This is a genomic window from Klebsiella sp. WP4-W18-ESBL-05, from assembly GCF_014169075.1.
Lineage (GTDB): Bacteria > Pseudomonadota > Gammaproteobacteria > Enterobacterales > Enterobacteriaceae > Kluyvera > Kluyvera ascorbata_B.
On sequence record NZ_AP022057.1, the window covers coordinates 1,782,281 to 1,807,337 of the forward strand.

Here is a 25,057-nt window from a genome sequence, read left to right on the forward strand (position 1 = left end):
TGCGCTCCGGATGAATATGATGATCTCATATCAGGAACTTGTTCGCACCTTCCCTAAGTCCACTGACGTTCCAGGCAGACATATAGGTTTCCCCTTTAAACCAGAACCAGCCAAAGAGGGCAATGCCGACGATAGGGATTAGCGCCAGCACGGTTGCAATGGCCTGCACGCGGGTGATCATTTTAGGCCCGACGATATTGAGCAGAACGAATATCCAGAGCACTGCTACACAGGTGACCGTCAACACCATTGGGTCTTTGAGAATGGGGAAGAAGTAGCTCAGATAGCCCACCCCAATCACCACCATGGCAATATTTCCCACCCAGCAGGCAAGCCAGTACAGAACGTTGGTCTGGTAACCTAAAAAAGGCCCAAAGCAGCGGCGGGCATAGGCGTAAGAACCGCCGGGACTGGTGTCCAGGGACGACATTTTGGCATATACCATTGACAGCGCTAGCGCGCCGATGATGGTGACAAGCCATCCATAGATAGCAATTCCGCCGGTTGCTGCCAGGTTAGCGGGTAGTAGAAAAACCCCTGAGCCCATGATATTCCCGGAGACCATCAGAGTTACCGGAATAAGGCCCACTTTGTTTGCATCAGCGTCGCTCGACATAGTATTTCTCCTGAATTTAATTCGACGGAGATAATAACGTATTGCCGCTATCGTTTTAGTCGCCGCAGGGGGGTATGTCCGTTGTGGGTATTATTATGGCTAATATCTTAATCTTCTCAGGCGCTAGGGAAGGTGCGAACAAGTTCCTGATATGAGATCATCATATTCATCCGGAGCGCATCCCAGAGGGACATCATGAGCCATCAACTCACCTTCGCCGATAGTGAATTCAGCACTAAGCGCCGTCAGACCCGAAAAGAGATTTTCCTCTCCCGCATGGAGCAGATTCTGCCATGGCAGAATATGACCGCTGTCATCGAGCCGTTTTATCCCAAGGCGGGCAATGGCCGACGGCCCTATCCGCTGGAGACCATGCTGCGTATTCACTGCATGCAGCATTGGTACAACCTGAGCGACGGTGCCATGGAAGATGCCCTGTACGAAATCGCCTCCATGCGCCTGTTTGCCCGATTATCCCTGGATAGCGCCCTGCCGGATCGCACCACCATCATGAATTTCCGCCACCTGCTCGAGCAGCATCAACTGGCCCGTCAATTGTTCAAGACCATCAATCGCTGGCTGGCCGAAGCAGGCGTCATGATGACCCAAGGCACTTTGGTGGATGCCACCATCATTGAGGCACCCAGCTCTACCAAGAACAAAGAGCAGCAACGCGATCCGGAGATGCATCAGACCAAGAAAGGCAATCAGTGGCACTTTGGCATGAAGGCCCACATTGGTGTCGATGCCAAGAGTGGCCTGACCCACAGCCTAGTCACCACCGCGGCCAACGAGCATGACCTCAATCAGCTGGGTAATCTGCTTCATGGAGAGGAGCAATTTGTCTCAGCCGATGCCGGCTACCAAGGAGCGCCACAGCGCGAGGAGCTGGCCGAGGTGGATGTGGACTGGCTGATCGCCGAGCGTCCCGGCAAGGTAAAAACCTTGAAGCAGCATCCGCGCAAGAACAAAACGGCCATCAACATCGAATACATGAAAGCCAGCATCCGTGCCAGGGTGGAGCACCCGTTTCGCATCATCAAGCGGCAGTTCGGCTTCGTGAAAGCCAGATACAAGGGGCTGCTGAAAAACGATAACCAACTGGCGATGTTATTCACCCTGGCCAACCTGTTTCGGGTGGACCAAATGATACGTCAGTGGGAGAGATCTCAGTAAAAACCGGAAATAACGCCAGAAATGGTGGAAAAAATAGCCTAAATAGGCTGATTCGATGTGTTTGCGGGAAAAAAATCGGCCCAGATCCGCGAAATTTTAATCAGCGAGTCAGCTTGGGAAGAAATGACCTGCTTATTCGCACCTTCCCTAACACATTGTTGGCGATGCTGTGTGACATAATGTAATGGTGTCATGCCGTAAAAGGTCTTAAAAACGGATATAAAATAGGATGTACTGCGATAACCACATAATTGCGAGATCTGTGAAATATTTTTTTCCGCGATGAGCAGCTGCTGAGCAGCATAGCGCATACGGCAGTCGGTTATTATCTGACTGTAGCTGGTGTCCTCACTTTTCAGCTTCTTTTTTAACAAGCTTGGGCTCAGGCAGAGCGCGCTGGCCACCAGACTTAGATTCCACTCTTTTTGAATATCACTCTGGATAATCTGATAAACGCTCTCTTTAACGCTATTTCTCAGCATTTGCATGATCAGTGAAATGAAGCCCGGGCTATCGAGAAAGAGAGACAAAACGGTAAAGAGCAATGACCGGGTACGTTCAATTTCGCATCTGTCGCTGGTTTTGAGCACGCTATGTAACGCTGCCTCACGGAAGATCTCTGGCGTCCGGCAATGACAGGAGATAACGGAAATTGCCTGTCTTGGCCATGGCGAAACCTGCGTCAAATCTCTATTCAAAAAGAGTAAATAATCATTCAAAACCTCACGGCTCATGTGTGCGACGAGGGCATTATCCAGGTAGGAAAAATCAATCACGTTATTGTTGCAGGCTATAATGTTAAGATGATTTGCCGGTAATACCAGGGATGTGTTGTCGTTAATATTTACGGCAACGTCATCTTCTGTTAATACAACAACGCAGGGGGCACTGCTATTCAGTCTCATACACGCACTCCAGAGATACGAACAAAAAAACCTCAAAACAAAGGATGTATATTGAGGTTAAAAATGAATTGTATGATGAATCAGGGGCAGGCATAAAATACACGAACTAATGATAATGGCAATTGTGATAGATGAATTGATAGTGTCAATTTTTATTGACACAACTGGAAAGGGAAAAGGGCCGGTCAAGGGAATGGTCGGTATCTGTAAAATAGATAAGTATTTCTAACTTTAAATTTTATCAGCAGGGGTGATATGTTTATCGTGCCGGGAATTCACCCCTGTTGAACAATCCGCTAAGTCAGTTCAGACTTAACTGAAATTTTATTCATTAAATATGTTTTTTAAGCTTGTCCCATTCGCTTTTTACTTTTTCCTTGAAGCTGGCTTTATGATTCTCGGTGCAGGCCTGCACGATGGCCGGAGTGACGGTTTCAATGCCTTTAACATCCATCACCGCGTCTTCCGGTTTGTCCTTATTGTTTAAAGCTTCGGCAAAACCCACAGCGGTAGGCTGGAAAGTGGAGTCGAGGGCCAGAAAATCTTCACAGGTCCAGGTGTTGACGGGTTTTTGGTTTTCAGCCGCCTGACCCAGGACCGGGATCAACAGTAGACTACCGAGAATAATACCGGATATTTTCTTCATCATTTAATCCTCAATAACACAGTTAACGACACCGCGAAATTATATCACTAGCGGTGCCGAGGAACAGAGTATCAGTTATTTTTAAAATGCATGCTACATTTTAAAAAATTCTTGTAATTCATTTGCTTAATTTTATTTTAAGAGTCTGATATCAGAATATTTTATTAAATTGGTTTTATCTGGTCATCCCTTTTTGTTGTAAATTTACACTGTGCTCTTATTCATTTTTTAGAGGTGTAGTGTGTTAAATATCAATCAGGAAATTATTGCTAAACTCGATGTGCAAATGCTCGAAAAACAAAAAAATCTGCTAAGAATTATTGCCGTTTTGATGTTTATCTCCGGCGTGCTGCTCATTGTATACCCCTTTATTTCAGGAGAAATTCTGGCCATGATTTTGGGCATCGTGCTGATCTGCAGCTGTATTGCCTATGCGGCCATTATGATAAAAAATCGGTTGCATAATTTTTGGCCGGTGGTCTCTGGTGTTCTTATTTGTATCGCTTACGCCGTCATGGGATACCTTTTTATTACCGCACCCGCGTTTGGTTTGTTTACGATAGCCAGTTTTCTCGCTTGCCTGTTTGCGCTTGGTGGGGTCATTCGCATTATGGACTGGTTTAACCATCGTCAGGTTAAAGGCCGCTGGCTGCAGATCGTGATTGGCGTGCTTGACCTGCTAATTGCCTGGTGCTTTATCGGCGCCGCACCGCAGGCGTCGGTAGTGATGGTTTCGCTGGTGGTGGGAATTGAACTGATGGTGAGTGCGATGGGCTGTTGGTCACTGGTGCGCTTGTTCACAAAATAATAAACCGACGGTTAATGATCTACCCGAGGGCGGGTAGATCATGCGTGACAGACCACATTCAGAAGTACGGAGAGATACTGAGCGTGGCGATGTCACTCATCCTGCGAAGTTTTAGCTTAAGCATAATGTTAAACTTCTGGCTGCGTAGCGTGTTTCCGGAGATGTTTAACGCAGAAGCGATGCCATCATTATCTTCCTCATGCAAAACATAGCTGACAATTTTGAATTGATTGTGTGAGAAACCTATTTTGGGTTTGCGATAGGATGTTCCGCCGCTGGCCAATAGTGCGGGCCAGTTTGCCAGCGGCATTTTTCTATTTATGAAAAACAGCGGCGATCGGCATTTTATCTTACTGATATGAAACGGTGCCAGCACGACAATACGGTCGATATTGAGTGACTGAATGATCTTGACGGCATTATCGTCAATAACATGATTGTGATAGACATCAATAATCATTTTGGCGGTGGAATCCGTCATCTGCCGCTCGATATCAGGTACACGTTCTATTCTGATGACGTTTTCATTATTGAACAAATGTGCCACCCCCTGATACAGGAATTCATCTTTGGTGACCATAAAAATCATAAACTGACTCCATGACTGAAAAAAGCGCGGGGCGACCCGCGCAAAAATGAGACTCAGGATTTAAACTAATGACATTTCCGGGCTTTTAGATTTCATATAAAAAGCCGTTAATGGCCTCAGGCCTTTATGCACATCACGTGGTAAATGCCCTCAATAATTTCTGTTCCTTCTGTTTCATGTTCGAAACCAGGGAACTCGTGATCCCAGGACTGCAAAGCACGCAAATAGGCAATCTGTGGGCTATTGCTGTCACCGAAGTTTTCTCCGGAAAGCAGCATAGGAATGCCTGGCGGATAAGGAATCACGGAATTGGCGGCAATGCGTTTTTCTAGCCGTTCAATCGCCACCATTTCAACGTTATCAGAGACAATAGCCTGATACGCATCGCGCGGCGTCATCATGGCTTCTGGCAGCGACGCGTAGGCAGCATTAAGACTGGCTCCCGGGTTATTGCTTTTCAACCAGGCAAACATTTTATCGCCCAAATCACGCATGCCCATTGCCGCATAAGTTTTCGGATACTGATTGCTCAGTTCCGGCATGACCTGTGACAGCGGGGCATTGCTATCATAATGGCGTTTAAAGGAGCACAGCGTGTTAATGAGCGTACCCCATTTCCCGCGGGTAATACCCATTGAAAAGAGGAACATTATCTGGAAGTCGGTGGTGCGGGTTGGCACGATACCGTGACGGCCAAGCCAGGCGGTGACCAGCGCAGCTGGTACGCCGCTTTCCAGCAAGTTGCCGTCATCCCCCATGCCAGGGGCGAGGATACTGACCTTGATAGGATCCAGCATGCTCCAGTCATCCGGCAGATCTTTAAAACCGTGCCAGCGTTCTCCTGGACGCATAATCCAGCAGTTCTGATCGTGACTGAGCAGTTCAGCGGGGGCATCCTCGAAGGCGATTTCTTTACCCGTTTGCGGATCAATCACCGTTTCTTTGTTCCAGGGTTTAAAGAACCAATCGTTATTGTCGCTGAACTCGCGATACAGACGCGCCATCGCCTGACGAAAATCTACCGCCTCATCAATGACTTCCTGAGTCAGCGATAGGCCGCTATGACCGTCCATCATGGAGACTGCAATATCGTTTGATGCGCAGATGGCGTACAGCGGTGAGGTGGTGGCATGCATCATATAGGCCTGATTGAAGCGCGAGAAGTTCACCGCGCCACGGCCTTCGCGCACATGAATATAGGAAGCCTGAGAGAGGGCATTGAGCAATTTATGCGTGGAGTGGGTCGCGAAGACGGTAGGGCCGGTGTGGTCGCCGGGATTACCGCGCATAGCATAGTGATCGTGATACACCGGATTGAAACGCGCGTAGCCGTACCAGGCTTCATCAAAGTGAATACGATCGCTGGTCTGTTCCAGTAGCGCCTGGGCGTTTTTGGCGTTATAACACACGCCGTCATAGGTGCAGTTTGTCACCACACTGTAGGATGGTTTATGCGCCGCATACTCGTGTGTCAGCGGGCTGGTGCGAATCTTTTCCTGCAGGGTTTCCGGCAGCATTTCCTGCGGGTAGATAGGTCCGATAATGCCATAGCGGTTTCGGCTGGGCACCATATAAACGGGTTTAGCGCCGGTGAGGATCAGACCCTGCTCGATCGATTTATGGCAGTTGCGGTCAATCACCACGACATCATCATCGGTCATGCAGGCTTGCATAATCGTCCGGTTCGAGCCGGAAGTCCCGACCACGACGGACCAGGAGCGATCGGCTCCGAACACGCGTGCCGCGTTTTTTTCACTTTCCCCAAAGGCACCGGTGTGATCCAGCAGAGAGCCTAAAGAGGCGCGTTCAATCCCCATATCGGTGCGGAACAGATTTTCACCGTAGTAGTCATGATACAGGCGACCTGCCGGCGTTTTGGTAAAGCCGACGCCTCCCTGGTGCCCCGGTGCGGCCCAGGAGTACTCATGAATATCGTTATATTTGACCAGCGCTGAGAACAGCGGGGGCAGAAGTTGCTGTCGATAACGATTCATTGCGGCGACGGCGCGTCCGGCGATAAAGTCAGCAGAATCCTCCAGAATCCAGGCAAACTCATCGATAAGCTCCATCAGTTGCGGGTCAATCAGCGCGGTGGCTTTCTCACGCTCACCGAGCAGAAATACCGGCACGTCTTGCTGACGTTCGTGAAGCTTATCGAGCAGTTGGCGCACGCGCTGGTGTTCATCTTGCTCTTCCATTTGATAACTGAACATCAGGCAGTCAATGGCTTCATTGGCTGCGATAATGGCATAACCGTCGTCAAGCGAGGCGGATTGCATAACCTCAATACCCTGACGGCTTAGTGCCTGCACCAGGCGATGCACGGCAGCGCCAACCCAGGTGTCCTGGCGTAGAAATTCGCTTTCAACAATTAGTATTCTCATCTCGTTAATCTCTTCGGTATGTTGGGACGTGATAAGTAATACGCCAGCGAAAAAAAAGAGTAAATGCAGCAGAAGAGGTTATCGACAGGGCAATTATTTTTATGGCTGATTCTGATATTTATGGCGTTATATCACAGGGTAATCTTGAATCTATTTTGTGATAAATCACCGACCCTCCAATGGTGATCGCCGAACGTTATTACATCTTGTTCGCGTAGATTCTCTGCGGTCAGTAGGTCTCTTTATTTTCAATTGCCGTCATGTGAGTATTTTATTGCGATGTTCTTTAAAACATCGCAATAAAATAAAAATGGTTAGCTTGTCAGTGATGATCGTCGTCGTGATTACGCCCTGTACGGCAACCTTCAGGGTGTGGATACCATTCAGGATGGGGTTAAGAACGCAATCACGATCCGCGCTGTCAGTCCCCGTCACACGCCGAGGGGATCTGTCACGTATTCAGTATTAAAACCCAATGCGGATCCCCAGCGCACCCTGAACAGGTTCTTCAATATAGCTGCCCTGACGATAGCTGGCTTCACCATAGAATGCGGCATCCTGGGCAAAGGAGACGGAGATTCCCGTGCTATACTTACCAGAGGTTCCGTTCTGATTATTATCAAATCGATTAAGGCCGTTAATGGTGGTCTGGTTTGATTTAGCAAATTCTTGCTCCACGCTTGCGCTAAGATACGGTGCAAACGCGATTCCCCCCAGACTCAATTGCGTCCCCACGCGCGTTCCTGCTTCTGCGATGAATGAACGAGCTTTGCCTGTTTCAGCCTTCATGCCATTGGAAAGTTTTATGTTGGCATTGTTGATATGGCTACCCGTTATGCGGGTAAAGGGCGCTATGCGCAGGCTTTCGGTAGGCTTAAAAATAATACCGCCTTCCACTGCTGAGCTGATGCTGTAATGATGCCAGTTACCGGATGCCTGGCCACCGTGGGTCATTCTGGCGTTGAGTTGGCTGCCCAGGCGGTTTGTTTTCATCACGCTATCCAGGTAAAAACCTCGGTTGTCATACCATGTGGCGTATAGGCCCAGACCATAGCTGTCAATTTTGCTCTGGCCGCCGCGCGAGTGATTCACATGGTTATCGGATACGCTCATATACGCCCCGGTCACCAGATCGCCGCGTTCAAACGAGGTATTGAGATCGCCACCGAGTACAAAGCCGTTCTGGTACAGTTTATAAGCCGCGCCGTTGCGGGTGTCGATAGCGCTCTTTTTACCCAGGTAGTGTCCCCAGACGTTGCCTTCGCCGCGCTTGCGTTCTGTATTCTGGTTAGTGCGATAAACGCGGCGAGCATCGAGTTCCGTGCGCAGAATGCTCAGCCCGGCATTCGCCATACTGAGAATGGCATCTGTCGATGGGGTCGTGACCAGATTTCCACCTCCGCTATTGCCGCCGCCATCACTCCCGCCGTTATCACCGCCGTCTGTTTCATCGGTCATGGCCCCCAGATACCAGACGGTGCCGCCGTCCAGTCCATCCTTATCCTGCGCGCTGTGAAGGGTGTACATATAGGTACCGCCATCAACGGCCCGCGTACTGCGGCCGTTTGTGGTCGCCATGGAGAAATCAATATCTCCGCCCCGATCGTGAATCAGGTTAACGGTCAGGTCGGTATGGTCGGTAATTTCTTGGCCAGAATCGATGACGACCACGCCGAAATGACCCGTGCCATGCGCGATAGTCACGAAGTTGGCATTACGTTCAGCCAGCGACGCGTTGAACAGAAAATTACCCGTGCCGTTTAATTCGGTAATATTAAGCGCGGCGTAGTCTCCTTCGCTATCACGCAGGAAGGAAACATAACCGTCCGACAGGGTTAGCTTATCAACCTGGGCGGCCGTATAGCTTGTCGTATCGTCCGTCAGGTCAGTGATGGAAAGGGTGCCTCCCTGTATCACAACGTCAGTGGCATGAGAACCCGCTTCCATCAGCATTTCGCCCGAGGCGTTGATTTCGGTTTTGCCATCAGCGAATCCCCCGGTATATAACCAGGATTGACCGCCATTAATCGTGGTGTGAGTCGATGTGCCGAAAATATGTAATATGCCGTTATTGATGAGCGTGTTGTTGGCGAGGCCGGTACGATTCACTTCCATTGTGCCGCCGTGAATAACGGTATTATTAGCGGTGCCCGCTAAATAGCTGCGCCTAATACCGCTACACTTTTGCCTGACCATGTTTTCCTCCGGGGAATGGGCTGGCGGTTTCCATAAAATGGCGGACCTTTTTCAGTAACTGCCACATTGAGCGGCACTGATGATTACGGGTTATCGTGTCATGAAGTGCCTGCCATAGCCGTTCCACATGATTCACCCACGGCGAGTAAACCGGCTGGTAAATTACCCTGAACTTGGGATTTGCTTTCAACCAGCGCTGTGTTTCGCGGCTTTTATGGATAATGTAGTTATCAACGATCAGCGTGATTGTTTTCGCCCGCCGGTAAGTGGCTTTCAGGTGCTTCAGCAGAGCGATAAACAGCGCTGAACTTTTGCTGTTGCCGCCCACGTAGCTGACTTTACCCGTGCCACTGTGCAGTGCGCCGGCCAGATAGTATTTTTCGTTCTGCCCCGGCGTCACTACCCGTTTCTGCTGTCCGCGCAACTGCCAGTCCGCACCGATTTTAGGATTAAGGTGGATATCCACTTCATCTTCATAAAATACCGGATGCTCTGCGCTGCATTCATCCAGCGCTTTGTGGATTACCGCCATCTTTTCATCTTTATGTGGGTCACGGATACGCAGAGTTGGCGCGGCCCTGCGCCATACAAGCCCCGCAGATGGCAACCAGCGGCGAACGGTTCCTGCATGTAACTGGCAACCGGTTATCTCATTGATTTTTATTGCCAGTAATTCGGTGCTCCAGCGTGAACGTTGATAACCAAAATCGCCGGGAGAATGCTTTATCAGCTCACGTAACAGGGTGCAGATATGTTCAAAAGGCCAGCGTCGGGAGCGCCCTGCGGGTAAGGATTTCAGGCCTTCAATACCTGAGTGCGTAAACCAGTTAATCCAGCGACCAACGGATGAACGGGCACAACAGAGAGTTCTGGCAACATCGCTGACCCGTTCACCCCGATGAAGCATCAGCATGGCCGTGAGTCTGCGGGCATGATTTTTATCACGCGTTTTATGAATAGCTTTCTGCATCAGGCGTCGTTCGCCACGGGGTATTGGTACTATGATCGGCATCGCTCAGTCCGGTTGGTGATTTTGGTTGGTTTGGCGATTGATCAGATCGCACAATCCGGGCTGAGTTCCCTTTCAGTGATCTACTATTCCGCGCAGCTATTTAGTGTTCTTGAATGCGTTCTTTCTAAATATCGCCTGGGTGGTACGGGCTATGAATATATTTATTCCTAAGGAGTTCAACGATGTATTTTGTTGATAATAATTCAGCCGTTCCGGTTATGCCGGCCGTGAAACCGGTTGTTAGTTCCACACCACTGTTTTTCACCGAGGGGGGCAATGGCGTTCCTCCAACCTGGCCCGGTCCTGACTGGTTCAACATCGTCCAGACGGAGCTTCTTAATCTGCTTAAAGAGGCAGGGATAGACCCCGATAAGGCGAACCATACTCAACTCCTTGCTGCGATGAAAAAGTTGTTCCTGACTCGTAGCAATCCATTTGCAGATATTAAAGCTGATGGCGCAGCTGCTGTTGCCATTGCTCTATCAAACCTTCAATTGCGAGAATCGTTCTCAGGGGTCGTTGGCACATCCCGCAATGCGAAGATGAGCGTAACCGCTGCCGCATCGACCGCTACATTCACAGCCGACGAACTAATCGTCGAGACAGCAACTGGTCAGCAGTACCGCCTAAGCACATTCAATAAGACAGTGAATCTCGGGTTGGCAGGTGCGGGCGGGATGGATGCCGGAAGTGTACCGGCAGCAGGCTTTATTGCTCTGTACGCGATTTTCAACCCGACGAACGGAGCCGCTGCGCTTCTTGCTGTTGATGCGACAAATTCAATTATGCAGGATGTATATTCCGGAGCATCAATGCCCGCTGGATACACTGCAAGCGCATTGGTCAGCGTTTGGCGGATTTCTGGCTCCCAATTCGTAGCAGGGTATCAAACAGGGCGATCTGTATCATTTCCGCGTCAGACTGCTTTAACATCGACGTCGCAAGTCACGTCTCTGACCGCTTTGTCAATTGCCGGGATTGTTCCAAAAAACGCAACAGAGATAGGAGGGTACGGATCGTTATATTCAACAGCGGCAACCGGCGGCCTGATTATTGATGTCGCATCAGGCGCATCTGGGGCGGGGATTATTTCGATCGGGGGTTACGTTGGAAACACGGGCCTTGGAGTATACGGGCAATTCTCAAGCCTGGCGCTTGTTACGCCGCAAACTATGTATTACGACATAAACCCTAATGGCTCAGTTGTTCAGGCATGGTCCGCATCAATCGTGATTTCGAGGTACTCAATATGATTTATGTTGAATTAACGACAGATGAAAAATCCATTGTTTCGGTGTTTTCGTGCCCGCAAGAGCACTCAACTGCAATTGAGCAATCTGATGCGCGTTACATTGCGTTCTATAACGCGCAACCAGAAATTATTCAGCAGATGCTACCGTCCTTGCAGGAATAATTTCATTTAGTTCAGGCGGCGTAAACTCACCGCCTGAACACTTCCAGTGCAAGCCTGGCTGAGGGATAACGTCATTAATATTGACCATCATAGAAACAAAGTCAGCCGCAAATCGTTCACTGATATCGATCTCTTTACCATCAGGACCTTCGATTGGTTGGATGATTTCAACGACTTCGCCGCTCTGAATAAACGCATAGATTTTCATATCAATACTCCAGAATTACTGCACCTGCGTGCCCGTTCCCGCCACTCTGTGCCGTCGTTGTATAACTAGCAGAACCGCCACCGCCAATTGAGAGAGAGTTTCGCCCACTGCCACCGCTCCGCGTAGACACCAGCACGCCAATGGGCCGTTTCTTCTTTCACGTTATGGGGGCGTTAGCAGAAATGGAGCGTGAATTAATTGTTGAACGTACTAAATAGCTGCGCGGAATAGTAGATCACTGAAAGGGAACTCAGCCCGGATTGTGCGATCTGATCAATCGCCAAACCAACCAAAATCACCAACCGGACTGAGCGATGCCGATCATAGTACCAATACCCCGTGGCGAACGACGCCTGATGCAGAAAGCTATTCATAAAACGCGTGATAAAAATCATGCCCGCAGACTCACGGCCATGCTGATGCTTCATCGGGGTGAACGGGTCAGCGATGTTGCCAGAACTCTCTGTTGTGCCCGTTCATCCGTTGGTCGCTGGATTAACTGGTTTACGCACTCAGGTATTGAAGGCCTGAAATCCTTACCCGCAGGGCGCTCCCGACGCTGGCCTTTTGAACATATCTGCACCCTGTTACGTGAGCTGATAAAGCATTCTCCCGGCGATTTTGGTTATCAACGTTCACGCTGGAGCACCGAATTACTGGCAATAAAAATCAATGAGATAACCGGTTGCCAGTTACATGCAGGAACCGTTCGCCGCTGGTTGCCATCTGCGGGGCTTGTATGGCGCAGGGCCGCGCCAACTCTGCGTATCCGTGACCCACATAAAGATGAAAAGATGGCGGTAATCCACAAAGCGCTGGATGAATGCAGCGCAGAGCATCCGGTATTTTATGAAGATGAAGTGGATATCCACCTTAATCCTAAAATCGGTGCGGACTGGCAGTTGCGCGGACAGCAGAAACGGGTAGTGACGCCGGGGCAGAACGAAAAATACTATCTGGCCGGCGCACTGCACAGTGGCACGGGTAAAGTCAGCTACGTGGGCGGCAACAGCAAAAGTTCAGCGCTGTTTATCGCTCTGCTGAAGCACCTGAAAGCCACTTACCGGCGGGCGAAAACAATCACGCTGATCGTTGATAACTACATTATCCATAAAAGCCGCGAAACACAGCGCTGGTTGAAAGCAAATCCCAAGTTCAGGGTAATTTACCAGCCGGTTTACTCGCCGTGGGTGAATCATGTGGAACGGCTATGGCAGGCACTTCATGACACGATAACCCGTAATCATCAGTGCCGCTCAATGTGGCAGTTACTGAAAAAGGTCCGCCATTTTATGGAAACCGCCAGCCCATTCCCCGGAGGAAAACATGGTCAGGCAAAAGTGTAGCGGTATTAGGCGCAGCTATTTAGAGCGGGTCTTGCAGCAGCGAAAGCTGAAGGGAGGATTGGTGGTAGGAGACCAAAATTTTCAACAGAGCAGTGGGCACAGATGGGCAGATTAATCGCAGCAGGTGAAACTCGACAGCGTATTGCCCTTATTTTTGATGTCGGTATCTCGATGCTCTACAAGAAATTTCCAGCAGGTATCACAAATTGACATTTAAAATTGGATCGCGCAAAGCGATCCAAAGTTGTGTGACAAAGTTTCGCAATTTATGCGCCGCGCTACACCCGGTGCTCTTTCTGGCAGGGGGAACCGGGCTGGCCCCGTTCCTGTCGATGCTGGCAAAGCTGGCGGATGATGGCGCTGCGTCAATGCCGATACACCTGATTTTTGGCGTGACCCGCGATGAAGATCGGGTGGCGATTGATGTACTGGATGCGTACACGCGGCGCCTGCCGAACTTCAGCTACCGCTGTACCGTGGCCGATCCGCAAAGCAGCCATCCGCATAAGGGCTACGTCACCGCGCATATTGATGCCCGGCAGCTTCACGGTGGCGATGTCGATGTGTATCTCTGCGGCCCGCCGCCAATGGTCGATGCGGTACGCTGCTATCTCGATCGCGAGGGGCTGACGCCGCGTCATTTCTACTACGAGAAGTTCGCCGGTGCAGTCGCCGCGCCAGTGGCGGCAGATGATGAGCCGCCGATCGCGTCTGCGGACGTCGACGATGCCTTTGACCTGCGGCTGGCGCTGGAGCTCGGTGCGGTACAGCTGACCATGGGGCGGCTGAGCGGCGAGCAGCTCACCACCTTCCGCCGTTTGGCCGATGCGACGGCCGAATTTGTCTCCGGGCGGCGCTTCCTGGACGTGGCGGGCTACGTTGCGGCTAACCAGGCCTTCCACCGGTTCTTGATTGAAGCGACCCGTAATGCGCAGCTTATCGCGCTGTATGCCGAGCTGGCGGTGCAGGACTATATCGACCGCGCGTTAACCGCAGGCGTCGAGATTGTTGGCGACATTGTGCAGCAGCATCGGGATTTAGTTTCCGCCTTCGAATTCGGTGATTTAAATGCCGCTCGCGACGTGCTGGCCCAGCACGCCCAGCATTCACGCACCACCATGAATCGGTCGCTGGCGTTGAAAAACGTGCCCTGCGCCGTATTGCCGCCTTCGGCTACACCTCTGCCAGCGTCAGATACGCCGCGCTGTCCATTTCATGAGCCGGCGCCGCCGCTGCCGCCATACTCAGACGAGCTGGCCTGGCCGCCGGGGCTCGAGCCTTTTAAAGTGGTGGACGACGGCGCACAGGGCGACCCGTATGCACACTACAACTGGATGCGCGAACACGCGCCAGTGCTGCGCTGCCGCTCCGCGACTTCTGACGTCTGGTTTATCTCGCGCTATGACGATGTTTATCAGGCAATCCGCAACCCGAAACTGTTTTCCTCTGAGGTGGTAAGCCCTCCGCCGCTGACGTTCCTCACGCTGTTTGACGCCCCTGGGCATACCCGGCTGCGTAAAGTGGCGCAGCCGTCGTTTATGCCACTGGCCCTGGAGCCGTTTATCCCTGAAATAGAACGTCGTGCCGAGGCGCTAATCGACGGAATGCTTGCCCGTGGCGGCGGCGATGTGGTGGAGGATTTTGCCATTCCGCTGAGTATCGCCACCATTTCGGCGATGATCGATGTGCCGAACGAAGACGAAGAAAAGATGAAGTTCTGGTCTGATGAAACCTTCAGCTACTTCGGGCGTCTGGCGCGCAATGCCCCCGGAACCGGTACCGATGAACAAAGCGCAATGGCCTTCTTCGCCTACCTGAAGGCGGCGATGGAGCGGCTGTATCTCAGCAATAGCCCGTCCATTGGCGGTCATATCGCGCGAATGTGGAAAGCCGGGGAGCTGTCGGAAAAAGAGGCCAAAGAGCTGTGCGCCTTCGTTTTCATCGCCGGGCACGACACCACCACCATCCTGGTGGCCAATGCTTTTCGCATGTTTGCCGAACAGCCGCAGCTGGTGGCGCGCATTCGCGACAATATGGATGACGCCGAACTGTTTGTGGAGGAGGTGGCGCGCTACCGTGGCACCGTACAGCGGGTAAGCCGTATCACCACTGAAGCCACGACGGTGGCGGGGGTCGAGATCCCGAAAGGTGCGGTGATACGCCTGCTGCTGTCGGCGGCGAACCGCGATAGCCGTAAGTTTGCCGATGGCGAAACCTTCAATATCGATCGCGATACGCAAGGCCATCTTGGCTTCGGCAACGGTGCCCACAAGTGCCTTGGCCAGCCGCTGGCGAAGCTCGAAACCCTGATTGCCACGAAGCTGGTGGCGCGTAAGGTCAGCGAGATTCGTCTCGATCCTGCGCGCCCCATCGAGTATGTGCGCGGTAACAATTTGACCAACTCTGGCCCGGCGCACCTGTTTGTGCAGATGCGCGCAAAGGCGGACTAAGCGGAGTGTGACAGGCGGCCCTGTTCCCGAAGGCGGTATTCGGTGGGCCGCAGTCCGGTTTGCTTGCGGAAGAAGCGGCCAAAGTAGGCTTCGTCGCGAAAGCCCAGCTCGCGGGCTATCTGTTTAACGCTGAGGCTGGAGTACATCAGCAGCCGCTGGGCTTCGTGAACGGCGCGGCGGTCAATGGCTTCAATGGCTGAAATGCCGAACGCCTCGCGGCAGATACGGGTGAGCTGCCCGGCGGAGATACCCATGGCCTCGGCGTAGCGGGCGACCGGCTGACGGCTACGGCAACGCGCATCGAGCAGCAGGCGGAAACGTTCAATTCGCGCGACCAGGGCCGCACGCGCGGGGTTACCCGTCAGCCGCGCCTTCTCGCTCAGGCGGGCAATTTGTACAAACAGCGCAAGGGTGAGCGCCAGCCCGGCGGTGTACTGCCAGCGTTCCGGATGCGCCGCCTCGCGGCCGATGCCTTCGAAAAGCGCCGCCAGGGGTTCGCCGCGGCGGCTGTAGGGATCGACCGTCAGCACCGCGGGTGTACGCACAAAATCCAGCAGTTCGGGCGCGGCGGTCATCGCGACCGATTCAATAGCCGACTGCGCGGTGGTCACTACGTGGCCGTCGATGTCGGCATCAAAGTGAAAACCGTGTACCGAGCGGGCCGGAATAACCACCAGGCACGGCGCTTCCAGCCGCCAGCGCTGGCCATCTATCGACGTCTCACCGCCGCCGCGCGTGATGTACAGCGTTTGGATGAGCGCGTCGTGAAAGTGCGGCTCAATTTCGAAGCCAAAGCGGCTGGCGCGCGATGGAATGCGCTCATGGTGCACGCTGTCCACCGGGGCATGGCCGGGCTGCGCGCCGTACAACGCGTAGTTGGGCAGGTGGCGACGGGCGCTGGCGTTAGCGGGCATGGTGCGGGTTTTGTCCGGTTGTCATGGGTGACTCCAACGATGAGATGACCTGTTATTCGGCGGTAAAACGGACCCGGGCGCAAGCGCTGAATATTCATCTTGTGATGTGGCGAGGGTCGGCTCAGCGGCGCTTCTCTATGGCAGCACGGGCGTAAAAGTTGCGCCAGCACACACTTCCTGCCAATTGTCGAAAAGTGCAGGTTTTGGCGTGAAAGTGCCCTTCTTTTTCCCGGTAGGGCTGTGAAAAATGCACATGTAACTTTTTTGCAACATCAATGGAACGATCGGAATCCTTCATCTGCGAGGTACCCTATGGCTGTAGAACTTCCTGCTCGTGAATGCGATGTGCTGGTGATTGGCAGCGGCGTCGGCGGGCTGTCCGCGGCGGTGACCGCTGGCCTGAACGGGCTGAGCGTTCAGGTTATCGAAAAAGACGCGGTTTTTGGCGGCACCACCGCGTTTTCGGGCGGCGTGCTGTGGATCCCTGACAACCATCTGGCGCGTCAGCAGGGCATCGATGACAGTCAGGCCGCGGCGCGTACCTATTTGCAGGGGGAGGCGGGCGACAGCTTCCGCCCGGAGGTCGTCGACGCTTTCCTGAAAAACGGGCCGGAAATGCTGCGTTTTTTTGAAGAGCATACCCGCTTTCGCTGCAACCTGTATCAATATCCCGACTATCATCCCGACGCGCCCGGCGGCGTTATGCGCGGTCGTTCGGTGGTACCGGAGGCATTTGATATCCGCGAGCTCGGTGACGCGATGCCGCGCCTGCGCAAGCCGCTGCGGACCATCACCTTTATGGGAATGATGTTCAGCTCGTCCAATAACGATCTCAAGCACTTCTTTAACGCGACCCGTTCGCTGAAGTCGTTTACCTACGTCGTGAAACGCCTGAGCCGCCACCTGCTGGAGGTGGCGCGCTACGGGCGCGGTATTACCGCTAACGGCGGCAACGCGGTCGTCGCCCGGCTGGCCTGTTCGGCACGGGATCTTGGCATCCCTATTCACACCGGCGTGGCGGCAAAAGATCTGATTGTCGAGCAGGGCGCGGTGCGCGGCGTTGTGGTTGAACGCGGCGGTGAACGAATCACCCTGTACGCCCGCCGTGGCGTGGTGCTGGCTTCCGGCGGCTTTGCCCGCGACGAGGCGAGGCTGAAAAAACTGTACCCGCACGTACAGCGCGGCGGTGTTCAGCTGTCGCCGACGCCGCCGGGCGTCGATACCGGCGACGGCATTGCGATGGCCGAACGAATCGGCGCCCGCTTTGATGACAGCTACCCAAACGGTGCGGCGTGGATCCCCGCGTCGAAGGTGCAAATTGGTCGCCAGTCGTATGTCTTCCCGCATCTGGTCGACCGCTACAAGCCCGGTTTTATCATGCTAAACCGTCACGGCGTGCGCTTTTGTAATGAGGCGGATTCCTACCACGACGTCGGGATCGCCATGATAGACACCTGCCGTGACGATACGGAAACCTTCGCCTGGCAGATCTGCGACCGCCGGGCGCTGCGCAAATACGGTATGGGCTTTGCCAAACCGGCGCCGATACCCGTCTCGCTGTACCTGAAAAACGGCTATCTGCTCGAAGGTAAAACGCTGCACCAGCTGGCGCAAAAAATGGGCGTGCCGCCTCAGGCGCTGGAACGCACCGTCAGCGATTACAACGCCGCCGCGCGGCAGGGGCGGGATCCGCAGTTTGGCCGTGGTGAATCGGCCTACAACCGCTATCTCGGCGACAGTCACCATCAGCCTAACCCTTGCGTGGCGCCGATAGAACAGGGGCCCTTTTATGCGGTGAAGCTGTATATGGGCGATCTCGGCACCTTCCACGGCCTGAAAACCGACGCCGAAGCGCGAGTGCTGGACAACCAGGGGCGGGTGATACCGGGCCTCTATGCGGCCGGCAATGAAATGGCGAGCATCATGGGCGGCAGCTATCCCGGCGCGGGGATCACGATTGGCCCCGCGGCGACCTTTGGCTACATCGCCGCCCGCAGTATGGCGGCACGCGGTGAAACGGCGGTACAGCCTGCACAAGCCGCCTCATGAATCAGGAGAACATCATGTCGACACTTTTCAGTTCATTACGGGTTGGCCCGCTAACGCTGGCTAACCGTATCGTGGTTCCGCCCATGTCGCAGTATTCCGCGCGGGCGGACGGCATCGCCACTCCGTGGCATGCTCAGCATATTGGCGGACTGGCCGTTTCCGGCGCGGGTATGGTGATTTGCGAGGCTAACGGCGTGACGGCCGATGGCCGCATTACCCCGCACTGTCTGGGGCTGTGGAATCACGATCAGGCGCAGGCGCTGCAAACGCTGCTGGCCGGTATTCGCACCTACAGTTCGACGCCGATTGGCGTGCAGCTTAACCATGCCGGGCGTAAAGCGGGCACCAACGCGCCGTGGCGAAGCCAGGGCGCATCGTTGAGCGATGAAGAGGGCGGTTGGCCGACGGTTGCGCCGTCGGCGATTGCCTATAAACCCGGCTGGCGCGTACCGCAGGTGCTGGACGAGACGGGTATGGCGCGCATTACCCAGGGCTTCGTCGATGCCGCCCGCCGGGCGCTGGACGCGGGAGTCGACTTTATTGAGCTGCATGCGGCCAACGGCTATCTGCTGAACCAGTTCCTCTCGCCGCTGAGCAACCGACGCGAAGATGACTACGGCGGCAGCCCGCATAACCGTATGCGCTTTCCGCTGCAGGTGGCTCGCGCGCTGCGCGAGGTCTGGCCGAAAAACCGCGCTCTCGGCGTCCGCTTCAACGGCGGTGAATTTGCCGAAGGTGGTCTGTCGCTGGATGAAGCGGTGCTGTTTGCGCGTGAACTGCACGCGCTGGGCTATGATTATCTCCACGTTTCCGGCGGCTATAACATCTACACTCAGACCCCGGCGGCCGACCAGCCGGGCTATATGGTGCCGTTCGCCGAAGCGGTGAAAAAGGCGCTGCCGCAGGCGGTAGTCATTACCGTTGGGCTGATTTATGAAGCGCAGCAGGCAGAGGCGATCGTCCGGGATCGGCGGGCGGACCTGGTGGCGATTGGCCGGGGGATGCTTGACGACCCGAACTGGCCGATTCATGCGGCGATAGCCCTTGGGGAAAACCCGCCGTGGCCAAAACCGTATGACCGCTTCGGGCCGCTGGGCTGGCCGACGCACCGTCCGCAGGAGGCCAGAGGATGAATCTGCCGCTTATCGATCACCGGATCTACACGATTCGTCCACGTAAAATGAATGACTTTATCGCGGTGTTTGACCGCCTGGCGATGCCGGTGCTGCGCGAAACGCTGGGGAATCCTTTGGGGTTTTACACCAGTTTTGTCGGGCCGCAGAACCAGTTCGTTCATCTGTGGGGCTATGAAAGCCTCGCGGAGTACGAGCGTCGTAGCCGTTTGCGCGACACGCATCCGGATTTTGCCGCCTACCTTAAAGCGTCGGAGCCGTATATTGTGGCGCAGGAGACGCGGCTGATTCGCGCCACGGCGATGCCGTCGGTAGCGGGGTAGTTTTGTGCGGCAATAACCCTCACCCCTTTGTGGAGAGGGCTAGGGTGAGGGGAAACCGCTCATCACACTCACGGAGGCACCATGAACCTGACCAACAGCATCCCGGTATTCAAGCTGTACGGCGAAAGCTGGCACTGGCCGACGCCGGATCTGCTGCACTGCGAATCGATTCAAAGCCGCAGTAGCCTCTATGACTGGAGCATTCGCGCCCATCAGCATAGCGATCTGGTGCAGATCCTCTTCGTGCAGCAGGGGCAGGGGGACATTGAAATTGAAGGTGAGCGTCGTGCGTTCTGCGGGGCCTGCGTGCAGATTATCCCCGCGCTCTGCGTGCACGGATTTCGCTTTTCGCCGGGGACGCAGGGGTTTTCCCTGTCGCTTGCCGCCCCGCTGGTGGCGCAGCTTGAGCGGCAGTTTGGCCGTGCTTTACAGGTGCTGAATCAGGCCAGACGCGTAGCGGTCGGCGAGGCCGCTGACTATCTTCATACGCTGTTCCACACGTTACAGCAGGAGTATCAGTCCGATAGCGAGGCGCGCGATATGATGCTGCATTCGCAGCTTAGCGCACTGGTGGTGTGGCTGAACCGACGCGGTGCGACGCCGGTGGAAGTGAGCGATAAAGTAGAACGCAAACGGGCAACGATTCGCCGTTTTAATCATCTGGTGGAAAACCACTATCGCGAGCATTTGCCGCTGGCGCACTACGCGAGTCAAATTGGGATGTCCGGCGTGCATCTCAACACGCTGTGCCGCGAGTTCCATGGCTGCAGTGCGCTGAGCGTGCTGCACCACCGTTTGCTGCTGGAGGCGAAGCGCAGCTTGCTGTATACCAGCATGACCGTCAGCCAGATATCCGACTATCTCGGTTTCAGCGACGCCACCTATTTCTCTCGTTTTTTCCGCCGCAGCACCGGTTTTTCACCGCGCGATTTCCGCGATAGGCCATCCGATACCGGCGTTGAACCTGCCCGAACGACGTCGCCGGGCAGGTCTTTCGACTAGCGGGTGAAGCCCGGGCGCGGCAGCTTGCCCATCAACATGGTCGGCAGGCCGCCGTCGACGCCAATTTCCGCCCCGTTGATATAGCTGGATTTTTCACTGAGTAAAAACAGTACCGCGTTGGCGATATCTTCCGGCCTGCCGATGCGCTGGCTGGCGGTAAAGGCCTCGCGGCTCTCGCGCACGCCAGGCTGAGCGTAGTAGTCGGCAGTCAGCGCGGTTTCAATCATCCCCGGTGCCACCAGGTTACTGCGAATGCCATCCTGACCCCATTCCACGGCAATCTGCTGCGACAGCAGCCCGACGGCGGCTTTGCCGGGGCTATAGGCACCGCTCCACGGCTGCGGAATGCGCCCGGAAATCGAGCCGATATGGACGATGCTGCCGCGTTTGGCCGCGCGCATATCGTGGGCAAATTCGCGGGCGCACAGCAGATAGCCGGTGAGATTGACGTTGAGCTGCGTTTGCCATTGCTCAAGGCTGATGTCCGCTAGCCCCGCAGGGCGTAAAATACCGGCCGCATTGACCAGCCCGTCGCACGAGCCGAGCAGCGAACGCACGCTCAACGCCGCCTCTTTGACCTGCGCTTCGCAGCTGACGTCGCAGGCCACCGCCACCCGTTTTCCCGGCAGGTGTTCAAGCTTCTGGCGTACCGCATCGCTGCGCTGCGGGTGACTGTCGAGCAGCGCAACGTTAGCGCCCTGCTGGGCCAGCGCCGTGGCGATGGCTTCGCCAATGCCGCTCGCCGCGCCGGTGACGGCAAATACCTGGCCGCGCAGGCCCAGCCAGTCCGGGGATGCTTGTAATTCTGTCATGGTTTTCTCCACGTTTTCATAGGGTACAGATGCCCTGACATTGTTTGGCGCACGGTGGGGAAAGGAAAGGCACGAACGAAAAGCAGATGGGGACTTTTGAATACGATTTCGCTAACCTGTGCGTTCATTCACCTTTGTCATGAGGCCCTGGATGGACCATCCTGCCGCGCAGCACATTCTCGGTCTTTATCAGCGTCACGCCGACGCCTTCGTGCGCTTACGTTCGCGCGCGCTGTTTGAAAAAAGCTGGCTGGATGCCTTCCTCGCCGCCGTTGGAAAAACGGGGCATATTCTGGATATCGGCTGCGGTACCGGCGAGCCTATCGCCGCCTATTTTATGGCTCAGGGGTACACGCTGACCGGCGTTGATGGCAGCGAGGCGATGCTGGCCTATGCCCGCGCGCAGTTTCCAACGCAGCGCTGGTGTCTACAGGACATGCGCGCTCTGGCGCTGGGGGAAACCTTCGATGGCCTGGTTGCCTGGGACAGTTTTTTCCATCTCTCGCAGGGCGATCAGCGGGCGATGTTTGCGGTTTTTGCCCGCCACAGCCATCCCGGGAGCGCATTGCTGTTTACCAGCGGCCCCGGTGACGGGATTGCCATGGGGGAGTTTGAAGGCGAGCCGCTGTTCCACGCCAGCCTGGCCCCCGAAGAATACCGCGCGCTGCTGGCAGAAAATGGTTTCACGGTGCTGGCGATGCGCGCGGAGGACCCGGAATGCACCGGGCATACCGTGTGGCTGGCGAAGCGAGAATAGCGCGGCGTTGCCTGGTGTGTGGCACCTGCGGAAATAAAGGGCGGAAGTTTTGCATCCTCTGAAATAAAATAATTCACCATTCAGGAAAGTATATTTCCGCTTATTTTTTATAATATTGTGAAGTGTATTTAATTTCTAAAATTGCATTTTCATTTATGCATTTTTATTGCGCGAGAACAAAAAAAACGTATTCATTAGATCGGTATGGTAGCGCCTCAAATTGAGTCTGCTTACCTGTAAAATGATGAAAAACCTGCTGTTATTATTATCTCTTATTTTTGTTTCAACACCTGCTTCGGCCCTTAATTTTACCTCTACGGCGCTGCATCTTAATTGCCCATCGCGCGGGTTGGTTGAAATTACTCTGCATGTCTATGACCACGTATCCGAACTGTGGCAGGGGCATTATGAAGTGGGGTCCGGCCATCGTAAGCACGATGGCGTCGTGCTGGTGAGCTTTACGAACGGCGACAGGCTGGTTCACCGTAGCCGCACCGATGAATTTTTGTACCGCTACGCGGGGCAAAAAACATGGCAGCACTGCCGGAAGCTCTCCGAAGGCCCGCTGCATGTACAAACGCTGGCCTATCACCAGTAGGCATGATGTGCTTGCAGGTTCTCTTTTGCCCAGCGAATAAACGCTTTCTTGTCCAGCGCCTGGCTGAACAGCCAGCCCTGGCCGTACTGTACGCCGTGGGCTCGTAGCCATTCGCGCTGAGCAGGTGTTTCAATCCCTTCTGCCACCATTGTGAGGTTGAGCGATTTCGCCATTTCAATGATGTGGCCGATCACCCGATTATGTTCCAGCGCGTCGACGAAGAATTTGTCGATTTTCAGCGTGTCGACGTCCAGTTCCTGCAAATAGCTGAGGCTCGAATAGCCGACGCCAAAATCATCAATAGAGAGGGTGTGACCCATTTCCCGGTAGGTCTGAATCATCGGGCACGCGGTTTTGGGCATCACCATATCGCGCTCGGTGATTTCGATGGCAATCTGCTTGGGGGATACCCGCCAGCGCGCGAGCTGTTGCTTAATCAGCGCCGGTAGGGACGGCGAACTGAGATCGGCGGCGGAAATATTGATCGAAATATGCTGCTGCGGATGCGCCGCCAGCCAGTTGCCCAGATCGTCAAATACCGAGCGCACAATGTACTCGGTGAGCTGACTAATGACGCCGGTCTGTTCAGCGAGCGGGATGAATATATCCGGCGGCAGCCAGTTGCCGTCCGGCTGTTGCCAGCGCGCTAGCGCTTCTGCGCCAACGATACGCCCGCTGTTCAGGTCAACCACCGGCTGATAGTGGACGGAAATCTCTTGCGCACGGATGGCGTCGAGAATGCGGTAGTGTGATGAACGCAGGCGACGCAGGACCCGCAGCATCAGAAACGCCGCGATAACGCTCAGGAGAACGCCAAGCGGAACCCACACCATCAGTTGGTGACGCAGGCTGGACTCCATCGGCTGCTGGGAAGACCAGGTCAACAAAATTGCGCCTACCGTCGGCAGATGCTGCTGGCGGTACACCGTACCGTCTTTTTCTATCGTCGACTGAAAAACATGCAGATTATTGAGCCAGAAATCGGGCGCGATAGCGGCATTGCTGGCGATCACCCGATGCCCGTTTTCACTAATTAACGCAGCGTGAATGGGGTAGTTAGGGTGCGGCAACACGTCAATCAGTGAATCGGGATCGACGATAGCAACGTAGCGACCGTTGCTGACGGCCACCATTTTGTCATCGGTTTGCAGGTCGTGGCGCGAGGTCAGCCAGACGTGATAGCCCCCAGGCGCGGTGAATTCGGAGTCAGGCACCTTCTCTGCCAGCGTATTGCTCAGCAGGGCGCAGGGAGACGCAGCGTTCTCAAGGTAGAATACGCCCTGTACGTACTGATGAAGGTAGGAAACCTTCTGCAATTGACGCAGGTGCGCCAGGCTACAGAGTTCGCCTTGAAAACGATCGACTTCTTCCAGCGCGTCGCGGGTCTGCTGCCTCACGCGTTCGGAGCGAGCAATCACGCGTTCAGTATAGCTATCCAGCTCCTGATTAAAGAGTTCGTGGGCCTGACGGTGGGCTAGCCAGAGGCTGAGCGTAATGGGCAGGAAGATGAGGATAATCAGCACGCCCGTGATTATGCTCACCAGACGCTGCGTGGTCATCATGATTCCTTAGTGCTCGAGCGGGAGGTTAGTAAGCAAACGATTAGCGACGGATTATATCGTTGGTCAGACCCCATAGACTATAACAATATAAAGATTGTACCTACTATTCTGTGACTTTCGGATTTTTGCTTGATACGAAATACCCCTTCAGAATTAA

22 protein-coding genes and 3 pseudogenes are annotated in these 25,057 nt (G+C 54.3%); 13 read left to right on the forward strand and 12 right to left on the reverse strand.

What is annotated here, in order from left to right:
• Nucleotides 1-55 precede the first annotated feature (55 nt).
• Nucleotides 56-616, reverse strand: a pseudogene (locus tag H7R58_RS08495) (amino acid permease); the annotation flags it as partial.
• Between the two features lie 195 nt (nucleotides 617-811).
• Between H7R58_RS08495 and H7R58_RS08500 the strand changes: the two are divergent.
• Entirely contained in the window at nucleotides 812-1,792 is a 981-nt protein-coding gene (locus H7R58_RS08500; protein WP_000019445.1) for an IS5-like element ISKpn26 family transposase, read from the forward strand.
• A gap of 38 nt (nucleotides 1,793-1,830) precedes the next feature.
• Here H7R58_RS08500 and H7R58_RS08505 read toward each other — a convergent pair whose 3' ends face one another.
• Nucleotides 1,831-2,697 carry an AraC family transcriptional regulator gene (locus H7R58_RS08505; RefSeq protein WP_182934695.1) on the reverse strand — a complete coding sequence of 289 codons (867 nt, stop codon included), beginning with the start codon at nucleotides 2,695-2,697 and terminating at the stop codon, nucleotides 1,831-1,833.
• 331 nt (nucleotides 2,698-3,028) lie between these two features.
• A complete protein-coding gene (gene hdeA / locus H7R58_RS08510; protein ID WP_106928745.1) occupies nucleotides 3,029-3,343 on the reverse strand; it encodes an acid-activated periplasmic chaperone HdeA in 315 nt (104 codons plus the stop codon).
• A gap of 241 nt (nucleotides 3,344-3,584) precedes the next feature.
• Here hdeA and H7R58_RS08515 point away from each other — a divergent pair, with 241 nt between their 5' ends.
• Nucleotides 3,585-4,151 (forward strand): HdeD family acid-resistance protein, encoded by a 567-nt coding sequence (locus H7R58_RS08515; RefSeq protein WP_106928743.1) that lies wholly within the window; start codon nucleotides 3,585-3,587, stop codon nucleotides 4,149-4,151.
• Nucleotides 4,152-4,209: 58 nt separating this feature from the next.
• On the opposite strand, the gene H7R58_RS08520 is transcribed toward H7R58_RS08515, so the two are convergent.
• The 4 genes from H7R58_RS08520 to H7R58_RS08535 form a co-directional block, all read right to left on the reverse strand.
• Complete coding sequence (locus H7R58_RS08520; protein ID WP_182929163.1) at nucleotides 4,210-4,740, reverse strand: helix-turn-helix transcriptional regulator; 531 nt, start codon at nucleotides 4,738-4,740, stop codon at nucleotides 4,210-4,212.
• A gap of 116 nt (nucleotides 4,741-4,856) precedes the next feature.
• Nucleotides 4,857-7,124 (reverse strand): arginine decarboxylase, encoded by a 2,268-nt coding sequence (adiA, locus tag H7R58_RS08525; protein WP_106928740.1) that lies wholly within the window; start codon nucleotides 7,122-7,124, stop codon nucleotides 4,857-4,859.
• Nucleotides 7,125-7,589: 465 nt separating this feature from the next.
• Nucleotides 7,590-9,320 carry an autotransporter outer membrane beta-barrel domain-containing protein gene (locus H7R58_RS08530; protein WP_182934696.1) on the reverse strand — a complete coding sequence of 577 codons (1,731 nt, stop codon included), beginning with the start codon at nucleotides 9,318-9,320 and terminating at the stop codon, nucleotides 7,590-7,592.
• Nucleotides 9,301-10,332: an IS630-like element ISEc33 family transposase gene (locus tag H7R58_RS08535; RefSeq protein ID WP_001395480.1), complete on the reverse strand. Its 1,032-nt coding sequence runs from the start codon at nucleotides 10,330-10,332 to the stop codon at nucleotides 9,301-9,303. Before H7R58_RS08535 ends, H7R58_RS08530 begins: the two co-directional genes overlap by 20 nt.
• Before the next feature lie 182 nt (nucleotides 10,333-10,514).
• Here H7R58_RS08535 and H7R58_RS25260 point away from each other — a divergent pair, with 182 nt between their 5' ends.
• Entirely contained in the window at nucleotides 10,515-11,585 is a 1,071-nt protein-coding gene (locus tag H7R58_RS25260) for a hypothetical protein (protein WP_227674961.1), read from the forward strand.
• A gap of 126 nt (nucleotides 11,586-11,711) precedes the next feature.
• Here the strand turns inward: H7R58_RS25260 and H7R58_RS08545 are convergent, their stop codons facing one another.
• Nucleotides 11,712-11,954, reverse strand: a complete 243-nt coding sequence (locus tag H7R58_RS08545) for a hypothetical protein (RefSeq protein ID WP_182934697.1) — start codon at nucleotides 11,952-11,954, stop codon at nucleotides 11,712-11,714.
• A 122-nt stretch (nucleotides 11,955-12,076) separates the two neighbouring features.
• On the opposite strand from H7R58_RS08545, the pseudogene H7R58_RS08550 reads away from it, so the two are divergent.
• The 4 genes and pseudogenes from H7R58_RS08550 to H7R58_RS08565 all read left to right on the forward strand — a co-directional run.
• A pseudogene (locus tag H7R58_RS08550) lies at nucleotides 12,077-12,169 on the forward strand (recombinase family protein); the annotation flags it as partial.
• Between the two features lie 99 nt (nucleotides 12,170-12,268).
• Nucleotides 12,269-13,300, forward strand: a complete 1,032-nt coding sequence (locus tag H7R58_RS08555; RefSeq protein ID WP_001395480.1) for an IS630-like element ISEc33 family transposase — start codon at nucleotides 12,269-12,271, stop codon at nucleotides 13,298-13,300.
• Nucleotides 13,301-13,324: 24 nt separating this feature from the next.
• Nucleotides 13,325-13,510 (forward strand): annotated as a pseudogene (locus H7R58_RS08560) (helix-turn-helix domain-containing protein); the annotation flags it as partial.
• A 38-nt stretch (nucleotides 13,511-13,548) separates the two neighbouring features.
• Nucleotides 13,549-15,750, forward strand: coding sequence for a cytochrome P450 (locus H7R58_RS08565; protein ID WP_227674963.1), 2,202 nt, complete (start codon nucleotides 13,549-13,551; stop codon nucleotides 15,748-15,750).
• Here the strand turns inward: H7R58_RS08565 and H7R58_RS08570 are convergent.
• Both H7R58_RS08570 and H7R58_RS08575 read right to left on the reverse strand, forming a co-directional pair.
• Nucleotides 15,747-16,664 (reverse strand): helix-turn-helix domain-containing protein, encoded by a 918-nt coding sequence (locus H7R58_RS08570; RefSeq protein ID WP_106926128.1) that lies wholly within the window; start codon nucleotides 16,662-16,664, stop codon nucleotides 15,747-15,749. The two genes, H7R58_RS08565 and H7R58_RS08570, sit on opposite strands and share 4 nt — an antisense overlap.
• 121 nt (nucleotides 16,665-16,785) lie before the next feature.
• Nucleotides 16,786-16,962, reverse strand: coding sequence for a hypothetical protein (locus H7R58_RS08575; protein ID WP_182929140.1), 177 nt, complete (start codon nucleotides 16,960-16,962; stop codon nucleotides 16,786-16,788).
• Nucleotides 16,963-16,976: 14 nt separating this feature from the next.
• On the opposite strand from H7R58_RS08575, the gene H7R58_RS08580 reads away from it, so the two are divergent.
• The 4 genes from H7R58_RS08580 (at nucleotide 16,977) to H7R58_RS08595 (ending at nucleotide 21,171) form a co-directional block, all read left to right on the forward strand.
• Complete coding sequence (locus H7R58_RS08580) at nucleotides 16,977-18,713, forward strand: FAD-dependent oxidoreductase (protein WP_182934698.1); 1,737 nt, start codon at nucleotides 16,977-16,979, stop codon at nucleotides 18,711-18,713.
• 14 nt (nucleotides 18,714-18,727) lie between these two features.
• Complete coding sequence (locus H7R58_RS08585) at nucleotides 18,728-19,846, forward strand: NADH:flavin oxidoreductase/NADH oxidase (protein WP_182929138.1); 1,119 nt, start codon at nucleotides 18,728-18,730, stop codon at nucleotides 19,844-19,846.
• Nucleotides 19,843-20,169 carry an NIPSNAP family protein gene (locus H7R58_RS08590; RefSeq protein WP_182929137.1) on the forward strand — a complete coding sequence of 109 codons (327 nt, stop codon included), beginning with the start codon at nucleotides 19,843-19,845 and terminating at the stop codon, nucleotides 20,167-20,169. Before H7R58_RS08585 ends, H7R58_RS08590 begins: the two co-directional genes overlap by 4 nt.
• 81 nt (nucleotides 20,170-20,250) lie before the next feature.
• Nucleotides 20,251-21,171 carry a helix-turn-helix domain-containing protein gene (locus H7R58_RS08595; protein ID WP_106926136.1) on the forward strand — a complete coding sequence of 307 codons (921 nt, stop codon included), beginning with the start codon at nucleotides 20,251-20,253 and terminating at the stop codon, nucleotides 21,169-21,171.
• Here H7R58_RS08595 and H7R58_RS08600 read toward each other — a convergent pair.
• Entirely contained in the window at nucleotides 21,168-21,983 is an 816-nt protein-coding gene (locus tag H7R58_RS08600; RefSeq protein WP_182929136.1) for an SDR family NAD(P)-dependent oxidoreductase, read from the reverse strand. The genes H7R58_RS08595 and H7R58_RS08600 overlap by 4 nt on opposite strands.
• A gap of 151 nt (nucleotides 21,984-22,134) precedes the next feature.
• Between H7R58_RS08600 and H7R58_RS08605 the strand changes: the two genes are divergently transcribed.
• Nucleotides 22,135-22,740 (forward strand): class I SAM-dependent DNA methyltransferase, encoded by a 606-nt coding sequence (locus H7R58_RS08605; RefSeq protein ID WP_182929135.1) that lies wholly within the window; start codon nucleotides 22,135-22,137, stop codon nucleotides 22,738-22,740.
• A gap of 349 nt (nucleotides 22,741-23,089) precedes the next feature.
• Nucleotides 23,090-23,338 carry a hypothetical protein gene (locus H7R58_RS08610; protein ID WP_227673907.1) on the forward strand — a complete coding sequence of 83 codons (249 nt, stop codon included), beginning with the start codon at nucleotides 23,090-23,092 and terminating at the stop codon, nucleotides 23,336-23,338.
• Here the strand turns inward: H7R58_RS08610 and H7R58_RS08615 are convergent.
• Nucleotides 23,329-24,897 carry an EAL domain-containing protein gene (locus tag H7R58_RS08615; protein ID WP_182930653.1) on the reverse strand — a complete coding sequence of 523 codons (1,569 nt, stop codon included), beginning with the start codon at nucleotides 24,895-24,897 and terminating at the stop codon, nucleotides 23,329-23,331. The two genes, H7R58_RS08610 and H7R58_RS08615, sit on opposite strands and share 10 nt — an antisense overlap.
• Nucleotides 24,898-25,057 lie beyond the last annotated feature (160 nt).